General features: G+C 64.3%; 13 protein-coding genes and 1 tRNA gene. 7 read left to right on the forward strand and 7 right to left on the reverse strand.

The annotated features are described in order from the left end of the window. Positions 1 to 119 precede the first annotated feature (119 nt). The gene (locus JQ621_RS02645) at positions 120 to 488 is read right to left on the reverse strand and encodes a hypothetical protein (RefSeq protein ID WP_212232855.1); all 369 of its coding nucleotides are present in this window, start codon (positions 486 to 488) and stop codon (positions 120 to 122) included. A gap of 772 nt (positions 489 to 1,260) precedes the next feature. On the opposite strand from JQ621_RS02645, the gene JQ621_RS02650 reads away from it, so the two are divergent. Next, the gene (locus JQ621_RS02650; protein WP_212232856.1) at positions 1,261 to 2,403 is read left to right on the forward strand and encodes a transporter substrate-binding domain-containing protein; all 1,143 of its coding nucleotides are present in this window, start codon (positions 1,261 to 1,263) and stop codon (positions 2,401 to 2,403) included. Between the two features lie 235 nt (positions 2,404 to 2,638). Here JQ621_RS02650 and JQ621_RS02655 read toward each other — a convergent pair whose 3' ends face one another. Next, positions 2,639 to 2,902: a hypothetical protein gene (locus JQ621_RS02655; RefSeq protein WP_212232857.1), complete on the reverse strand. Its 264-nt coding sequence runs from the start codon at positions 2,900 to 2,902 to the stop codon at positions 2,639 to 2,641. 253 nt (positions 2,903 to 3,155) lie between these two features. Between JQ621_RS02655 and JQ621_RS02660 the strand changes: the two genes are divergently transcribed. From JQ621_RS02660 to JQ621_RS02670, 3 genes are all read left to right on the forward strand, one after another. After that, positions 3,156 to 3,350 (forward strand): hypothetical protein, encoded by a 195-nt coding sequence (locus JQ621_RS02660; protein WP_212233781.1) that lies wholly within the window; start codon positions 3,156 to 3,158, stop codon positions 3,348 to 3,350. Positions 3,351 to 3,435: 85 nt separating this feature from the next. After that, positions 3,436 to 3,509, forward strand: a tRNA-Cys gene (locus JQ621_RS02665). A 190-nt stretch (positions 3,510 to 3,699) separates the two neighbouring features. Further along, complete coding sequence (locus tag JQ621_RS02670; protein ID WP_212232858.1) at positions 3,700 to 3,846, forward strand: hypothetical protein; 147 nt, start codon at positions 3,700 to 3,702, stop codon at positions 3,844 to 3,846. A 13-nt stretch (positions 3,847 to 3,859) separates the two neighbouring features. Here the strand turns inward: JQ621_RS02670 and JQ621_RS02675 are convergent, their stop codons facing one another. From JQ621_RS02675 to JQ621_RS02695, 5 genes are read right to left on the reverse strand one after another with little or no spacing between them, the layout of a single operon-like run. Then, positions 3,860 to 4,597, reverse strand: coding sequence for a tRNA-uridine aminocarboxypropyltransferase (locus JQ621_RS02675; protein ID WP_212232859.1), 738 nt, complete (start codon positions 4,595 to 4,597; stop codon positions 3,860 to 3,862). Between the two features lie 41 nt (positions 4,598 to 4,638). Continuing rightward, positions 4,639 to 7,743 carry an efflux RND transporter permease subunit gene (locus JQ621_RS02680; RefSeq protein WP_212232860.1) on the reverse strand — a complete coding sequence of 1,035 codons (3,105 nt, stop codon included), beginning with the start codon at positions 7,741 to 7,743 and terminating at the stop codon, positions 4,639 to 4,641. After that, a complete protein-coding gene (locus tag JQ621_RS02685; RefSeq protein WP_212232861.1) occupies positions 7,743 to 10,889 on the reverse strand; it encodes an efflux RND transporter permease subunit in 3,147 nt (1,048 codons plus the stop codon). The genes JQ621_RS02680 and JQ621_RS02685 overlap by 1 nt, the downstream gene beginning before the upstream one ends. A 36-nt stretch (positions 10,890 to 10,925) precedes the next feature. Further along, positions 10,926 to 12,326: an efflux RND transporter periplasmic adaptor subunit gene (locus JQ621_RS02690; protein ID WP_212232862.1), complete on the reverse strand. Its 1,401-nt coding sequence runs from the start codon at positions 12,324 to 12,326 to the stop codon at positions 10,926 to 10,928. Next, positions 12,316 to 13,758, reverse strand: coding sequence for an efflux transporter outer membrane subunit (locus tag JQ621_RS02695; RefSeq protein WP_409334189.1), 1,443 nt, complete (start codon positions 13,756 to 13,758; stop codon positions 12,316 to 12,318). Before JQ621_RS02695 ends, JQ621_RS02690 begins: the two co-directional genes overlap by 11 nt. A 429-nt stretch (positions 13,759 to 14,187) precedes the next feature. Here JQ621_RS02695 and JQ621_RS02700 point away from each other — a divergent pair, with 429 nt between their 5' ends. The 3 genes from JQ621_RS02700 to JQ621_RS02710 all read left to right on the forward strand — a co-directional run bounded on the left by JQ621_RS02700 (position 14,188) and on the right by JQ621_RS02710 (position 17,666). After that, positions 14,188 to 15,501, forward strand: coding sequence for an NAD(P)/FAD-dependent oxidoreductase (locus JQ621_RS02700; RefSeq protein WP_212232864.1), 1,314 nt, complete (start codon positions 14,188 to 14,190; stop codon positions 15,499 to 15,501). Positions 15,502 to 15,505: 4 nt separating this feature from the next. Beyond that, positions 15,506 to 16,342: a DUF1365 domain-containing protein gene (locus JQ621_RS02705; protein ID WP_212232865.1), complete on the forward strand. Its 837-nt coding sequence runs from the start codon at positions 15,506 to 15,508 to the stop codon at positions 16,340 to 16,342. A 94-nt stretch (positions 16,343 to 16,436) separates the two neighbouring features. Continuing rightward, the gene (locus tag JQ621_RS02710; RefSeq protein ID WP_212232866.1) at positions 16,437 to 17,666 is read left to right on the forward strand and encodes an SAM-dependent methyltransferase; all 1,230 of its coding nucleotides are present in this window, start codon (positions 16,437 to 16,439) and stop codon (positions 17,664 to 17,666) included. The last annotated feature ends 69 nt before the right edge of the window (positions 17,667 to 17,735 follow it).

Raw genomic sequence — 17,735 nt, forward strand, 5'->3', positions numbered from 1 at the left:
GCTGCGTATAACAAAGCCGGTTGCGCTTGCAAAGGACGAATTCGCCATCATTCGCAAAGCGGCCAGGAAGGGCCCGTTTGAAGGTTTTGGGACCCCTCCTCCCCATCATCCGAGACGATTTACTCGGCGACGAAAGACGTGGTCTTGGTGCCGGGGTCGTAACGCAGCCGCAGCGCGGTGAACTTGCAGAGATTGACGTTCTTCCACAGAACGGTCTCGTTGTAGTTCGCCCAGTCGACGCGAATGTTCCAGACGCAACCCTCATCATCATCGTCGAACTCGACATAGGTGCTCGCCTGGTTCGCCAGCACCTTGTCGAGTTCGTTGTCCCATTCGTCCAGGCCATCGTCCGGGGCATTGAAGCCCAGGAATTTGATGGCGTAGCCGGTCTCGTTGACCACGGTGACGTTGCGGGCATCGGCGGCAAAGGCTACCGTGGCGGCGAGCGACAGGCCGACGGCGATCAGTCCAGAGAGAAAATACTTCATCTGAAAATCCCCCGATCGAAACAGGCATCAGCGCCTGACGTCGATCGGCGCAGGCGCCGCGGCAACACAAGGCGTTGCCTCCAGAGATTCGTCCGGAGCGCATTCGAAAGGTTCAACACACAATCGATCTGCACTCCGGAGCCGTGCGCGACGCGAGACGCGCACGGGCAGTTCAATATCCATTCGAATTCTCAGCAGCAATGAACCGGCATTCACAGATCGGCGGAGTTTGTTCTCTCCGGCGCAAGGACTGCCGCCGGCGCGCCTGCCGCCACGTTGGCGGCGGCGGGGCGCGCCTCTCTCTAACCCGTCATGCCGAGCTCTCCCCGGGGGCGATGCACGACCCCGTCGCCTTGCGGATGACTGATGCATGGACCCGGTTGGGCCACAGACATCACCGCAAGACTTGACGCACAGACCCCGGGCATCAGGACGTTTTGCCGTACGCAGTCACACCCGTCGTATGCGCAAGGCCCTCGCTCACGGTTGCCCGCCCTGCAAAACCCTTCGCGCCGATGTGACCAACGTCCACCCCCGCTCACCCCACGTTCGTGACGATTGCGATACGCCCCTCCGACCGGGATGAGGTGGAAGGCCTCTACTGCAAATCAGAAATTCGGTAAAGCGGAATATATTCGCGCGCCCCGATTGACCGCCGGTCGGGTGTTTTGCCCGACAGGCAACACAAGGGATGGTGTTTTATACCGGACTGGGCCATCAATCCGTCAGAGGGCATGCGCCCGAAACGCAATTCGAGACCGGAAAACCATCGATGACTCGTCTGCATCAGGCGACCAATTCCTGCGCTCGAACCGATCGGTTGCCGCTGTCGGTCGCGGCCGGGCTCGCACGCCGGCTGATGCTGGCGCTGCTCATCTGTGTGACCTGGTCTGTCGCTCACGCCGAGACCGCCAAACTGCGGGTGGCGACCCGCATCGTCCCGCCCATGGTGGTCGAGAAGAATGGTGTGCTTGGTGGATTCAGTATCGAGCTCTGGAACAGCATCGGCAGACGATTGAACCGCGAGACCGAATACCTCGTATTGCCTGACGTGAGGGAGTTGCTTGACGCCGTGGAGAACGGGCGGGCTGATCTCGCAATCGCAGCCATCTCGATCACGGCGGAGCGCGAAGACAGGTTCGACTTCTCCCTGCCGATCATGAACTCGGGCTTGCAAATCCTGGTGCGTGGCACGGCCGTCAATGTCGAAACCAATCCGCTGCGCGAATTGATGCAACTGTTCTTCTCGCGCACCTTGCTGGTCTGGCTCGGCATTGCGCTCCTCCTGATCCTCGTGCCGGCGCATCTGATGTTCCTGGTCGAGCGGACGCATCACAGCGGAATCATTCCAACCAAGAAATATTTCCCGGGAATCTTCCATGCGATGTTCTGGGCCGCGGGTACGCTGGCGACGCAGGCCGACCAGATGCCGCGCCACTGGATGGCCCGCATCGTCGCCGTATTGTGGATGTTCACAGGCGTCGTGTTCGTCGCCTTCTACACGGCGCAACTGACCGCTTCGCTGACGGTCCAGCAGATCAGGGGGCCGATCAACGGGCCGCAGGACCTCGTCGGCAAGACCGTCGGCACGACGCGAGGCAGCACGGCGACCGCGTATCTCAATGACGTCAAGGCTCAGATGGTCGAATTCGAGAAAGTCGACGACCTCTATGATGCCCTGGTGAGCCAGCAACTCGATGCAGTCGTGTTCGATGCACCTGCCCTGCTCTACTACACGACCCACGATGGCCGGGGATCGGCGCGGACCGTTGGCGAGGTGTTCCACCGGGAAGATTACGGCATTGTTTTTCCAACGGGCAGTCCGCTGCGCAAGCAGGTGAACGAAGCTCTTCTGGGGCTGCGCGAGAATGACACGTATCAGAGGATCTACGAGGAATGGTTCGGCAAGCGCTAGGGCGTCGGCCGAAAGGAGATCCCGACGTTCACGCGGCGGGCCCGGCAAATCAGATGATTTTGCTGCAATACGATTTGCGTCACGAATCTGTCAAATATGATTCGATGGTCTTCCCGATCTGCGTCGGGTCGTAGCTATTCAACAGTTTGTCCGCAGCATATCCACAGCCCCTACCTGAATGATTTATGTCGGAATTACATAGTACTTGCTGCGCACAAATCCACAGACGCACGGCTCAGCCGCCAGCTTGGTCGAACACGGTGCGACAGGCCTCGCTCAAGCTTGAGCGGTTGCGCCGCAGGCAGGCCGTGATGGCACGGACGTTCGGGATTTCGCCGGCACAGAGGCGGTAGACGTCGGGGGTGCAGGCCCGGCGCTGCTCCGGCGTTCCCTGCTGCGCATTGGCGGCAGTGGCAAACAGCGTCAGGAACAGCCCGACCGTCGAGGCGCGACGCGCCCGACTTCTCACACCCGCAAACCGCAAGAACCTCGCCTTCATGACCAGTCTCCTGTCCGCCTTGCTCGCCGGCCTTCGTTGGCCGGTGTGTGAAGAGGTAGGAGGAATGAACCGCGAGGGATGTGATCTTATTCACACTGGCTGGACGGCGGAGGAACCTGGAGTTCTCAGGGAAATTCAGGAATCGCTAACCAAACAATGGCCGATCAGCCGATCGTTAAAATGCGAACAATCGGCTCAATCGGGCAACAAACAGGCTTTGCGACAGTGCGCCATCCGCGTTCCGGAGGGTGTGATGAGCGAAGCCGAATTCAACTTGATGCTGGATGCCGTGCGCGGTGCCATGAGCTTTGAAGATGTCGCGCCCGCGCTGGAGGAGGACTTCGTGCCCCGTTCGTGGAACTTCGACGCGACGCCCAAAGCCGCGAATGACAATGAGGGCGCCTGGCCCTTGCTGCCCTTTCCAGAGGGCTGGTACGCCGCCTGCTGAGCGGGCCATACCAAGGCCGAGGTAACTCAGCGGTCCGCGGGGTTGCCTAACGCGCTGATCCCCTATATTGCTCCGCCCTCGTTGAGGCCACGTGGCGGAGTGGTTACGCAACGGTCTGCAAAACCGTGTACTCCGGTTCAATTCCGGACGTGGCCTCCATCACAACTCCCTGATATCCCTGCACAATCAACCAACGCGCCGGTACCGCCGAGCGCGCGAATGGCGCTTGCGCAGGCTCGGCCACCGGGTTTGCCCGGGGCTGGTTGGAAACCCCCGATTCAGGTCACGTGGCATAACCTTCGCATCTGCTGGGTGATGCACGTCCCAACAAACGAGCGCTGGAGAGCACGTGGGCGAGATCGTCCGATTTATCCCGAAGTCCGAGCTTGAACGGGCACGCCTCATCCGCGAGGCGCGCGCGATCTATGACAGCATCTTCCCGCAGTCCGCGCCCGACGAGGCACCGCAGGACGACGAGGAGAGCGTCAAGAATTAACCCGCGGACCTCGTCAGGACCGTTTGCCGCGACGAAAATCGCGGCGGCCTTTCGATGCCGGCTTTGGAGCCAGTTCCGGCATCTCGGCCTGAACCTCGCGGTAGCGCGTCAGAAGCCGTTCAAAACTGGCGTTGAGCGTCTCGGCGATGTCGGGGCGCCGCTCGAGGCCGGACAGCAGCGTTGCGGCGGCCTCGATGGTCGAGAGCCCATCCTTGCGCGGCTCACGACGCAGCCTGCCATAGCGCGACGGATGCTTCGGGTTGAGAATGACGCGCTGGCACTTCAGCATCCAGGGATTGCGCCACCACAACGCCTTGGCCTGGCTCCAGGTGCCATCGAGCAGCACCACGCCTTCGAGCTTTCCCAAGATGGCGCGCTGGTTGTCCGCGGCCTCGCCCTTGCGATTGAGCGCGATGATCTCGCCTTCCACACCGAGGTCCGCGGCGCGGGCCGAGCCGAGATAGAGCACGGCCCAGTGCGAGGCGTTCTCGACGGGATGTCCGAGCGCCTTGGACAGGCTCGGCCAGGACAGGCCAACGCGGACCGCGGCATCGTCAAAATGCTTCGCGAGCAGCCGCGCCGTGCCGAGCGCCCTGTCCTGCTCCTGCGGATGCTGCAGGATCAGGAGCGAAAGCTTATTCTCGATCGGCGTGACGGTGTCGCAGATGCAGAGCGGCATCGGCTTCTGGCAGTGCGGGCACTCGGGAATCGGCTCGGGAACTGCGGCCGTGGTCTCAGCAGGGTTGGACATGGAAGCCGCTATACGCTTCGGACGACGGTTCAACAACCCGCCTATTCCGCCGGCGCTGCCAGCGCGCGCGGCTCGGACCGCCGGCGCAGGCGGTCGATCAGCAGGTAGATCACCGGCGTGGTGTAGAGGGTGAGGATCTGCGAGACGAACAGGCCGCCGATGATGGTGATGCCGAGCGGGCGCCGCAGTTCGGTGCCTGGCCCCGTTGCGACGACAAGCGGAATGCCGGCGAACAGCGCTGCCATGGTCGTCATCAGGATCGGACGGAAGCGAGCCTGACAGGCCTCGAAGATCGCCTCGGCCGACGACAGGCCACGGTGGCGCTCGGCGTCGAGCGCGAAGTCGACCATCATGATGCCGTTCTTCTTGACGATGCCGATCAACAGGATGATGCCGACGAAAGCGATCACCGTCAGCGGCGTATTGGTGATCTGGAGCGCGAGCAGCGCGCCGAGCCCGGCAGAGGGCAGCGTCGAGATGATCGTCAGCGGATGGGCGAGACTCTCATAGAGCACGCCGAGCACGATATACATCGCCACCAGCGCGCCGAGGATCAATAGCGGCTGCCGGCCGCTGGTCCTGGCGAAATCGCCGGCATTGCCGTCAAAGCTGCCGCGGATGCCCTCCGGCATATGCAATTCGTCGACCGCGCGCTGGATGTTTTGCGTTGCGGCCTGAAGCTGGACACCGGGCGAAAGGTTGAACGACACCGTGGTCGAGGGCACCGACTGCGAATGAAAGACCGCGAGGGCGGCCAACCCGCGCGTCGCATGCACGACGGCGGACAGCGGCACCTGAACGTCGCCCGAGCCGGCGACGTAGATGCGATCGAGATTGGACGGATCGACCTGGAATTTCGGGTCGATCTCCAGCACGGTCATGTACTGGTTGCGCTGGGTGTAGATGATCGAAATCTGGCGCTGCGAGAACGCGTTGTTCAGGGCATTGTCGATGTCCTGCACCTTGACGCCGAGCATCGCGGCCTTCTGTCGGTCGATATTCAATGTCAGCTGAAGTCCGCCCGGATCGCGGTCGCTGGACACGTCGGTGATGCCCTCGACCGTTTCCATGCGCTTGGCCACGATCGGCGCCCATTTCTGCAGCAAATCGAGGTCGGTGCTCGAGAGCGTGTATTGGTAGTTGGAGTCGCTCTGTCGGCCGCCCGCGCGGACGTCCTGCGCGGCGAACATGAACAGGCGGATGCCGGAAACGGGAAACAAGGCCTTCCGCAATCGATCGATGACAACCTCGGTCGAGACGTGGTCACGCTCCTCCGGCGGCTTCAGGCTGATGAACATGGTGCCGCGGTTCGAGGTCGCGCCTCCCGGCCCGCCTCCGCCGCCGATGACCGAGCCGATGCCGGCCACGGCCGGATCCTGCATCACGATGTCGGCAAGACGTTGCTGCAGGCTCAGCATCGACTGGAACGAGATATCGGCCGAGGCGCGCGTCGCGCCGATGACGAAGCCGGAATCGTCCGTCGGGAAATAGCCCTTGGGCACCTTGATATAGAGCACCACGGTCAGGCCGATCGTGGCGAAGAACACCAGCAGCGTCAGCAGGGGGAATTCGAGCACCGCGCGCAGGGTTCGGGCGTAGAAGGAGACGACACGCGACAGCGAGCCTTCGATCAGGCGATCGAACAGCGTGGCGGATCCTGACGTGGTCTCCTTGACATAATGGGCGCAGATCATCGGCGTGACCGTCAGCGACACCAGGGTCGAGACCACGATCGCGAAGGTCAGCGTCAGCGAGAATTCGCGCAAGAGCCGGCCGACGATGCCGTCCATGAAGATCAGCGGCGTGAACGCTGCGATCAGCGACAGGCTGATCGAGACCACGGTGAAGCCGATTTGCCTCGCGCCCTCCAGCGCCGCCTGCATAGGCCGCATGCCGTGCTCGAGATTGCGGAACATGTTCTCGATCATGACGATGGCGTCATCGACCACGAAACCGACCGAGATCGCCAGCGCCATCAGCGACAGGTTGTCGACCGAATAGCCTGCGACCCACATGCCGGCGCAAGTGCCGGCAAGCGCCAGCGGCACCGAGATGCCGGCCGCGATCGTCGGCGTGATCCGGCGCAGGAACACGAACACCACAACCATGACCAGCACCGCGGTCGCGAGCAGCGTCCACTGCATGTCCATCACGCTGGCGCGGATCGTTGTGGTGCGATCGACCAGGGTCGAGATTTCAATGCCCGCCGGAATCCACTGCTTCAGCTCCGGGATCAGGGCCTTGACCCGGTCGACGGTGTCGATGACGTTGGCGTCGCCCTGCTTGGTGATCTGGATGATCACCGCCGGCTGCTTGTTGAACCAGGCGATGGAGCGGGCGTTCTTGACGGAGTCCTCGATCTCGGCGACGTCGGAGAGCCGCAAGAAATTGCCCTTCACGCTCTTGATGACGATGTCGCGGAACTCCTGCGCGGAGCGCATCTGCCGGTTCATACCCAGCGTCTCGCTCTGCCGTTCGCCGTTGAAGATGCCGACCGGCCCGAGCGGGTTGGCATTGACGATCGCGGTGCGGACGTCGTCGGTGGCGATGCCGGCATTGGACAGCGCCACCGGATTGAGCTGGATCCGCACCGCTGGCTGATCGGCGCCGGAGATCGTCACGTTGCCGACGCCCGGCACCTGTGAGATGCGTTGCGCCAGCACGCTGTCGGCGACGTCGTAGATTGCAGCGCCGGACAGCGTCTTCGAGGTCAGCGCCAGCACGAAGACAGGCGCACCGGCGGTGTTCGCCTTGCGGAAGCGCGGCAGCGCCGGCAGGTCGCTGGGCAAATCGACCAGCGCGGCGTTGATGGCCGCCTGCACGTCGCGCGCCGCCTTGTCGATGTTGCGGCCGATGTCGAACTGGAGCTGGATGTTCGCGATGCCGAGCGAACTCGTCGAGGTGATCTGGTTGATACCTGCGATTTCGCCGAGCCGCCGCTCCAGCGGCGCCGCCACGGTTGCAGCCATCACGGAAGGGTCGGCGCCGGGACGGCTCGCCGAGACGAAGATGGCGGGGAAGTCGATATTCGGAACGGAGGCGACGGGGAGGAACTCGTAGGCGACGACACCGAGCAGGAACAGCCCGATCGACAGCAGCGTGGTCGCGACCGGGCGACGGATGAAGGGCTCCGAAATCGATGCCATCACTGCATCCCCTCGGTCGCGCCGGCCGTCGGCGCCCCGGGCTCGATCGGCGGCAGCGCCTGCTCGAGGCGGCGGTTGATGCGATCGAGCGCGAGGTAGATCACTGGCGTCGTGTAGAGCGTCAGCAGCTGGCTCAGCAGCAGGCCGCCGATGATGGAGACGCCGAGCGGGAAGCGCAGCTCGGCGCCGGTGCCCCTCTCGATGGCGAGCGGCAGCGCGCCAAACAGCGCGGCCAGCGTCGTCATCATGATCGGGCGGAAGCGCAACAGGCACGCCTGCACGATCGCCTCATGCGCCGGCATGCCTTGCCCGCGCTCGGCCTCCAGCGCGAAGTCGATCATCATGATCGCGTTCTTCTTGACGATGCCCATCAGCAGGATGATGCCGATCAGGCCGATGACCGAAAGGTCCTGCCCGCACAGGATCAGCGCCACGATGGCGCCAACGCCGGCCGACGGCAGCGTCGAGAGGATGGTGATCGGGTGGATGTAGCTCTCATAGAGCACGCCCAGCACGATATAGATGGTGATCACGGCTGCGAGCAGAAGCCAGGGCTGGCCGGCCAGCGCCTTGGCGAATTCGGCCGCGTCGCCCGCGTAGACGCCGACGATACTGTTGGGCATGCCGATGCGCGTCTCGATCGTCTTCACGGCCTCGACGGCATCGCCGAGCGCCGCGCCTGGCGCGAGGTTGAAGCTGAGCGAGATCGCGGGAAATTGCGCCTGGTGCGAGATCGCGAGCGGCGCAGTGGTGCGCTTCAACGTCGCCACCGCGTCGAGCGGCACTTGCGCATTGGGTGCGCCGGCGGTCGCACTGGCGCCACCCGGCAGATAGAGCTTTGACAGGATCGAGGGATCGCGCTGATACATCGGTAGCGCCTCGAGCACCACACGGTACTGATTGGCCTGGCCGTAGATGGTCGAGATCTGGCGCTGCGCAAAGGCGTCGTTCAGCGTATCAGTGATGGCCTGCAGGCTGACGCCGAGCTGGCCGGCCCGCGTCCGGTCGACCTCCAGCTGCGCGCGCAAGCCGCCTTCCTGCGCCTCCGAGGAGACGTCGCGGAACAAGGGCTCGCGCCGCATCTCTGCAACCAGCTTGCGCGCCCATTCCGACACCAGCGCGGCGTCAGTGCCAGTCAGCGTGTACTGGTATTGCGAGCGGCTCGACTGGGTCGAGATCTGCACGTCCTGCACCGGCTGGAAATAGACGGTCATGCCGGGAATGCCGGACACCTTGTCTTTCAACCGGGCGATGACGACGCTGACATCGTCGGCCCGCTCGCCGCGTGGCTTCAGCGTCATGACGAGCCGGCCGACATTGGTGGTCGGGTTGACCGAGCCCGCGCCGATCACCGAGACGACGCCTGTGACGTCGGGATCGGCCTTGATGGCGTCGGCAACCTCGGTCTGCCGTTTCTGCATCTCGGCGAAGGAGACATCCGGGCCAGCCTCCGTGACCGCGGTGATCGAGGCCGTGTCCTGGAGCGGCAGAAAACCCTTCGGCGCAACGACGTAGAGAACGAGGGTTGCGACCAGCGTCGCAAGGGTCACGACCAGCGTGGTGCGCTGGTGCCGCAAGACCACGAGCAGCGTGCGGTGATAGAATTCGACGGTACTGTCGATGAAACGGCTGACGGCCGCCAGCCCCGGCACCGCGAATTCCTCATGGGCGTGCTTGAGCAGACGCGAGCACATCATCGGCGTCAGCGTCAGCGACACCACCGCCGAGGTCACGACCGCGATGGTCAGCGTCAGGGCGAATTCGCGGAACATGCGCCCGACCAGGCCGGACATGAACAGCAGCGGGATGAACACCGCGATCAGCGACACAGTCAGCGAGATCACGGTGAAGCCGATTTCGCTGGCCCCCTTCAGCGAGGCGGTCATCGCGCTATCGCCATTCTCCATATGGCGGACGATGTTCTCGATCATCACGATGGCGTCGTCAACGACGAATCCGGTGCCGATCGTGAGCGCCATCAGCGACAGATTGTCGAGGCTGAAGCCGGCAAAATACATGATGCCGAAGCTCGTGATCAGCGACAGCGGCAGCGCGACGCCCGCGATCAGCGTGGCGCGGAGCGAGCGCAGGAACAGCAGCACCACGAGAGTCACCAGCACCACGCTGAGGATCAGCGTGAACTGCACGTCATGGACCGAGGCGCGGATGGTGACGGTGCGGTCGGAGACGATGGTCAGGTGCACGCCGGCCGGAATGGCACGCTGCATCTTGGGGATCTCGGCCCGGATCTGGCTGACGACGTCGATGACGTTGGCGCCGGGCTGGCGCTGGATATCGATGATCACGGCCGGCGTGCCCTGGTACCAGCCGCCGGTGCGGTCGTTCTCCAGCCCGTCGACGATCTGCGCGACGTCGCCGATCGTCACGGGCGAGCCGTTGCGATAGGCGATGATGATGGGACGGTAGGCGTCGGCGGCGGCGATCTGGTCGTTGGCGGCGATGATGTAGGATTGTTGCGCGCCGTCGAGCGAGCCCTTCGGACCCGAGACGTTGGCGTTGGCGATCGCGGCGCGCAGATCCTCCATTGCGATCCCATAGGCGGCGAGCCGCGCCAGGTCCGCCTGGATGCGCACGGCCGGCTTCAGCCCGCCGAGCACGGAGACGCGGCCGACGCCGGAAATCTGGCTGAGCCGCTGCGCCAGCAGCGTATCGGCGATGTCGCTCATCGCCCGCATCGAGATCGTGTCCGAGCGGAGCGCCAGCGTCATGACAGGAGCGTCGGCCGGGTTCACTTTCGCGTAGGTCGGTGGATAAGGCAGCGTCCTGGGCAGGACGCCCGCGGCGGCGTTGATCGCGGCCTGCACGTCCTGGGTCGCGCCGTCGATGTCGCGGTTGAGGTCGAACTGCAGCGAGATCTGGCTGACGCCGAACGAGCTCGTCGAGTTCATCGCGGTCAGCGACGGGATCTGGCCGAGCTGGCGTTCCAGCGGCGCGGTGATCAGCGAGGCAATGACGTCGGGGCTCGCGCCGGGCAGCTGCGTCGACACCTGCACGGTTGGGAAGTCGACCTGCGGCAGCGCCGACACCGGCAGGGCGAAATAGCCGAGCACGCCGCCAATCAGCAGCGCAATGCCGAGCAGCGAGGTTGCAATCGGCCGGCGGATGAAGGGTTCGGAGACGCCCATGGGATGCGCCTGCCGCTCAGGCGGCGGTTGCCGGGATCATGGCTGCTTGGCCCCAGATCCCGATGGTTGAGCCCCCTCGGCCGGTGCAGGTCCAGTCTGCGCCTTCTGGTCGCCCTCGCCGCTCTTCCGCTTCGCGCGAATTTCGGCGTCCTTGCCCGGTCCGTCCTTCTGACCGTCTTTTTTCTGCCCGTCAGGCGCGCGCGTGCGTTTGCGGGGGGCAAGGTCGGCCGACGGCGTCTGCTCGTCGCGGCCAATGACGACCTTGGAGCCGTCGGACAGATTCGCAAAGCCGGTGGTGACGACCCTGTCATTCGCCGTCAGGCCGCTCGCAATAACCGCGTCATGCTCGTTCTGCTGGGTCACCGTCACGGGCTTGGCGGAGACGACGTTGTCCTCGCCAATGACGTAGCTGAACGTGCCGATCGGTCCGCGCTGCACCGCCGAGGTCGGCACCACCAGAGCCTGCGGGAGGGTCTCGACCTTGAGGCGCACATTGACGAACTGGCCCGGCCAGAGCTGATAATTGGCGTTGGGAAATTCGGCCTTGAGCCTCAGCGTACCGGTGGTCTGATCGACCTGATTGTCGATGCCGGTCAGCTTGCCGGTGTCGATGACGGTCACGCCGTCATTGCCGAACACGTCGACCGACAGCGCGCCTTTCGCGGCGGCCGCATTGACGCGCATGATCTGCTGCTGCGGCAGGCTGAACCACACCGCGATCGGCTGCAATTGCGTGATGACGACGAGGCCGGTGGTGTCGGAAGCGTGGATGATGTTGCCCTGGTCGACCTGGCGCAGGCCGACGCGCCCCGACAGCGGCGCTACGATCTTGGTGTAGCTCAGCGTCGCAGCCGCGTTGTCGATCGAGGCCTGGTCGGCCTTCACCAGCGCCTCGGTTTGCGCAACCGCAGCGCGCTGAGTGTCGGCCTGTTGCTTCGAGCCGGCATTGGAGGCAGCTAGCTGCTCGTAACGGGCAAGGTCAATGCGCTGGTTGGCGAGCTGCGCTTCGTCCTGCGCCTTCTTGGCGACGGCCTGATCGTAGGTCGCCTGGTAGAGCGCCGGATCGATCTCGCCCAGCACGTCGCCCTTCTTGACGTCCTGGCCTTCGGTGAACTTCACCGCGATCAGCTTGCCGTCGACCTGAGAGCGCACCGTGACGGTGTTGAGCGCGCGGATTGAGCCGACGCCATCGAGATAGACGGGCACGTCCTGAACCCTGGGCGTCGCCGCCAGGACCGGCACCGGCAGGTCGGGCCGCTGCTGGCCGCGACCGAAGGCCGCCTGCTGCTGCGGCTGCTGATGCCACACGGTCCAGCCGAGATAACCAAGGCCGCCGAGGATCGCGAGCGTGATCAGGACCATGACGAAGCCGCGGCCGCGCGACTTTTTCGCCGTCCCTTGCTTGGCGTCCCGCTTCGTATCCGGCTTAAAGAGCATTGACCGGTTTCTCCATGCGCGGCTCCCAGCCGCCGCCAAGCGCCTGATACAGGCTGACAATGGCAAGAAGTCGAGCGAGCTGCGCTTGCGCCAGGGTGTCTTCGGCCTGGAATAGCGTCAGCTGGGTGTTGAGGACAGTCACGATATCGGCCGTGCCGGCACGCAGCTGCTGCTCGGCGAGGTCGAAGGCGCGCCGTGAGGCGTTGACGACCTCGCGCTGCAATTGCAGCTTGATTGTGGTCTGCTTGATCGAGAACAGCGCATTGTCGACGTCGGTGAAGGCCTGAATGATGGTCTTGCGGTACGTCTGGAGCAGCTCGTCCTGCCGCGCCTTGGCGTATTCGAAATTGCCGAGGATCTTGCCGCCATCGAAGATCGGCTGCGTCACGCTGCCAACCAGCTGGAAGAACGCCGCGTGCGGCTGGAACAGCGAGACCAGCGCCGAGCTCTGATAGCCGCCATTGCCGGTGAGCTGAATGGTGGGGAAGAACTGCGCGCGGGCATTGCCGATATTTGCGGTGGCCGAGGCGAGCTGCGCCTCCTGCCGGCGGATGTCGGGCCGTTGCGTCAGGATTTCCGAGGGCAGACCGGGCGTGACGCGCGGGATCGCAATCCTGTCCAGCGAGCCGCCCGCGAGGCGCACGCTCTCTGGCGGTCGCGACACCAGCACGGCGAGCGCATTGGCGTTCTGGTCGAGGGTCTGGCGCAGCGGCGGCACCAGCGCTTTCTGGTTGGCCAGCACACTCTCCTGCTGGGCGACGTCGAGATCGGTGCCCGTGCCCGCCTTGCGGCGCTCGCGGATGGCATCGAGAATGCGCTGGGCGCTGGCGATATTGCGCTGCGCGGTACGCAGGCGGTCCTGCGAGGACAATACCTGGAAGTAGGCATTGGCGACGGCCGCGAGCGTCGTCAGCGCGACGGTATCGCGGTCGAAACGATTGGCCTTGGCGGTCTCCTCCGCCGTCTGCAGCGCGTCGCGGTTCTGGCCCCAGAAATCGAGCTGATAGCTGGCGCTCAGCGACGAGGAATAATTGACGACCTCGCGGCCGCCATTGGTGAGGCCCGACGAGCTCGAGCCTGACGTACGCGAATAGGTCTCCGATCCGCTCCCCGACAGGGTCGGCAACAGCGCCGCACCCGCCTGCCGCGCCTGCGCGTCCGCCTCGACAATGCGCGCCACGGCGGCAGCGATGTCGAGGTTGACGGTCTGCGCTTCTTCCATGAGCTGCGTCAGCTCCGTCGAACGGAAGCCGCGCCACCAATCCAGCGTCGGCGGTGCGTCCGGCTTGCCGGCGTATTTGTACTGGGCGGGGACGTCGAGCGCGGGATCGGGAAGGTCCTGGGTCAGCACGCAGGCCCCCGAACTCGAGGCAAGGCACACCACAGCGATCGCGCGCAGCGTGCGAGGCGCGGAACCGAACAATTGCCGCACGGCAACAGCCGCAAGCCGCCGTGTCACTTCCACCCCCCGCCAGGCAGATCGCAGCGCCACCGCGCGGCGGGGCCAGCCGATTCGTGGGCGGACGGATGGGAGCCTTGCTCTAACTCGTTCACTGCTGTGATGCTTTCTGCGCAACCTGAAATCCATCCTAGCCGGGCGCCGAACTGCGGGACAGTCCCGCACCTGCGAAACGCACAGCCGAACGCACCCGCGCCGGGGCCCCGTGAATGAGAGATATGCCTGTCCTGCAGTGACTTCTTCGATCCAGAAAGATTCAGAAACGCAATCAAGCTTACAAAGATTTCATGTGATATTGCAGCCACAGTTGCTCGGAAGACGCAGAGTCGGGGCCCGCGCTCCATTGAAACCCGCGCCGCAACGCACCGTAGCTTGTCCAGCACGAGGCAGGGACATTGACACATGCGCATCGCGGTCATCGGAACGGGCATTGCCGGCAACACGGCGGCCTGGACGCTCTCACAGCGTTACCCGGTGACGGTCTATGACCGCGAGCTGCGCCCTGGCGGGCACAGCCACACGGTCACCATCGACTATCAAGGCACGCCAGTCGCGGTCGACATCGGCTTCATTGTCTACAACGAGCTCAACTATCCCGACCTGACGGCGATGTTCGCCCATCTCGGCGTCGACACCGTCGCAAGCTGCATGAGCTTTGCGGTATCCGCCGACGGCGGCCGTTTCGAATGGCGCGGCGGCGGCAATGATTGGTGGGCGACTGGCACCGGCTTGTTCGCGCAAGCCGGCAACCTGCTCTCCCCGTCATACCTGCGGATGCTGACGGAGATCCCGACATTCGGCCGGCAAAGCATCGACGACCTCCGCAACGGTCGCTTGGCCGGACTGACGCTCGGCGCCTATTTCCGCGCGCGGAAGTTCTCGAAACGCCTGCTGACCGACTATCTCGCACCCATGGGGGCTGCCATCTGGTCTGCCCCTGCCAGCGAAATGCTCGACTTCCCGGCGGAGAACTTCGTTGCCTTCTTCGACAATCATCGTCTGCTCCAATACGACCGGCCGGTCTGGCGCACGGTCAAGGGCGGCAGCCAGAACTACGTCACGCGGCTCCAGGCCGCGTTCAGGGATCGCGTCCGGCTCGGCTGCGCCGTGACATCGATCGCGCGCACCGCGCATGGCGTCGTGATCCATGACAGCCACGGCCGGCACGAGACCTATGATCATGTGGTGATCGCGGCGCACAGCGACCAGGCGCTCGCTATGCTGTGCGACGCGGATCCACGCGAGAGCGAAATTCTCGGCGCTATCAAGTATTCACCGAACAAGGTCTATCTGCACCGCGATGTCAGGCTGATGCCCAAGCGCCGCCGCGCCTGGGCCTCGTGGAATTTCCTGCGCTGGCAGCGCGAGGGACAAGCGGTGAACGACGTTGCGGTGACCTATTGGATGAACCAGCTTCAGGGCATCGATCCAGACAAGCCGCTGTTCGTCAGCCTCAACCCGCCGTTCGAACCTGCGCCCGAGCTCACGTTCGGCCAATATCTGTGCGAGCATCCGCAGTACAATGCTGCGGCCTTTGCCGCGCAGAAGCGACTGGCCGAGATCCAGGGGCAGCGGCATACCTGGTTTTGCGGCGCCTGGACCGGCTACGGCTTCCACGAAGACGGCGTGCGCTCAGGCCTTGCCGTGGCCGAGGCGCTCGGAGCGATCGCGCCCTGGCGCACAGTGCCTGTCGAACTCGCAGAGGCCGCGGAGTAGCGCGATGGCGAGGATAAAGCTTCCAGCATGCGATGCCGCCTCGCTCTATTTCGGCGACGTCATGCATGCCCGGCTGAAGCCGATGGGCCATCGCTTCAGCTACCGCGTCATGAGCCTGTTGATCGATCTCGACCGATTGGATGAGGCCAACAGACAGTCGGCCCTGTTCGGCGTCAATCGCGCCGCGCTCTACAGTTTCCACGAGAAGGACCACGGCCCGCGCGACGGCTCCTCGCTGCGCGCCTATGCGGAGCTCTGCGCCGCCGCTCACGGCATCGACCTCCGGGCTGGCCGGGTCGAACTGCTCTGCTATCCCCGCCTGCTCGGCTACGGCTTCAATCCGCTCTCGGTCTATTTCTGCCATGGCGCCGATGGCAGGCTGGCACTCGTGATCTACGAGGTGCGCAACACCTTTGGCGAGATCCATCCGTACATCTTGCCAGTCAAGGCGGGTGAGCTGACCGATGCGGGCCTGCGTCAGCAACAGGAAAAGCTGTTCTACGTCTCGCCCTTCATGCCGATGGCGATGCGCTACCATTTCCATGTGCTGCCACCGTCCGACACGGTCAAGCTGCGCATCCTGGAGACCGACCGCGAGGGCCCGTTGCTGGCGGCGACTTTCCACGGCCGCCGCCGCGCCCTGACTTCGGCGGCCCTGCTGCGATCGTTCTTCGCCCTGCCGCTTGTCAGCCTGAAGATCATGGCGGCGATCCATTGGGAGGCGCTGCGGCTCTGGCTGAAGGGGGCGCGGCTGGTGCCACGGCGCGATGCCGCAGCGCAAGCTGACGCTGAAACCACCTTGGCGGCCGGCGAATCGCGCGCTTATATTGTCAATCGCTGACCGTTTGAAGGGCGTGCTCAGGCTTGGCGGAGAAACAAGACAAGCGCGTCTGGCGGACGGCCGCATAGTGCCAGTTCAGGTGATGGATCCGCCGATGTCGACCGTCGTCTCGGTGACGCCCGATAATGCAGAAGCAGCGCTCGCTGACCTGCCACGCATCGTCCGTCTTGCGCTTACCTTCGGTTCGCGACTCCGGCGCGGCACGCTCGACGTCACCCTGCCCGATGGCCGCGTAATCCGCCTCGGCGGTCACGAGCCGGGTCCGAACGCCGCGATGCGTCTGCACAACTATGGCCTGGCCGCGCGCCTGATCAATGGCGGCGACATCGGCGTCGCGGAGGCCTATCTCGCCGGCGAATGGGATACGCCAGATCTGACGCAGTTTCTCTACCTGTTCTGCCTCAACCACGATTTGATCCAGGCCATGCTCCGCGACAAGCCGCTGATGCGGTTCGTGCAGATGGTGCAGCACTGGTTCAACCGCAACACCCGCCGACAGGCGAGGCGCAACATCCACGCTCACTACGACATCGGCAATGCGTTCTATTCGGCCTGGCTCGATCCGAGCATGACCTACTCGTCGGCGCTGTTCGAGGGCTCGACCACGGACCTCTCGGCCGCGCAGACCAACAAATACCGTCGCCTTGCCGAAGCGCTCGACCTGAAGCCGGGTCAGAGGCTGCTCGAGATCGGCTGCGGCTGGGGCGGCTTCGCCGAGTTCGCCGCCAAGACCTACGGCGCGCGTGTCGTGGGCCTGACGATCTCGACCGAGCAGCGCGATTTCGCGCAGCGGCGCATTTTTGATGCGGGCCTCACCGAGCAGGTCGAGATCCGACTGCAGGATTATCGCGACGAGCGCGACCGCTACGACCGGATCGCTTCGATCGAGATGATCGAGGCGGTCGGCGAGGCATTCTGGCCGCGCTATTTCGCCCAGTTGCGGGACCGGCTGCTGCCGGGTGGACTTGCCGGTATCCAGGCCATCACGATCCAGGACAGGCTGTTCCAGGGCTACCGGCGCGAGGTCGACTTCATCCAGCGTTACGTCTTCCCCGGCGGAATGCTGCCTTCGCCTGCCGTGCTGAAATCGCTCGGGGACCGCTTCAGCATGCCCGTCATCCGCGAACGCATCTTCGGGCAAGATTATGCCAGGACGCTCGCCAGCTGGCGAAATAACTTTCGCGCAGCCTGGCCGGGCCTCGTGCCGCTCGGCTTCGACGACCGGTTCCGACGGCTGTGGGAATACTATCTCGCCTATTGCGAGGCGGGCTTCCTGTCCGGCAACATCGACGTCCGGCAGGTCATCTTCGCAAAGCAGCAATAAGAGTTCGTGCCCTCGTCTTGTGCGGCTGGAAACCCTACTTTAGGGTTTGACGACGTCTCGCCTCCAGCC

It is taken from the genome of Bradyrhizobium manausense (assembly GCF_018129685.1).
Taxonomy (GTDB): Bacteria; Pseudomonadota; Alphaproteobacteria; order Rhizobiales; family Xanthobacteraceae; genus Bradyrhizobium; species Bradyrhizobium manausense_D.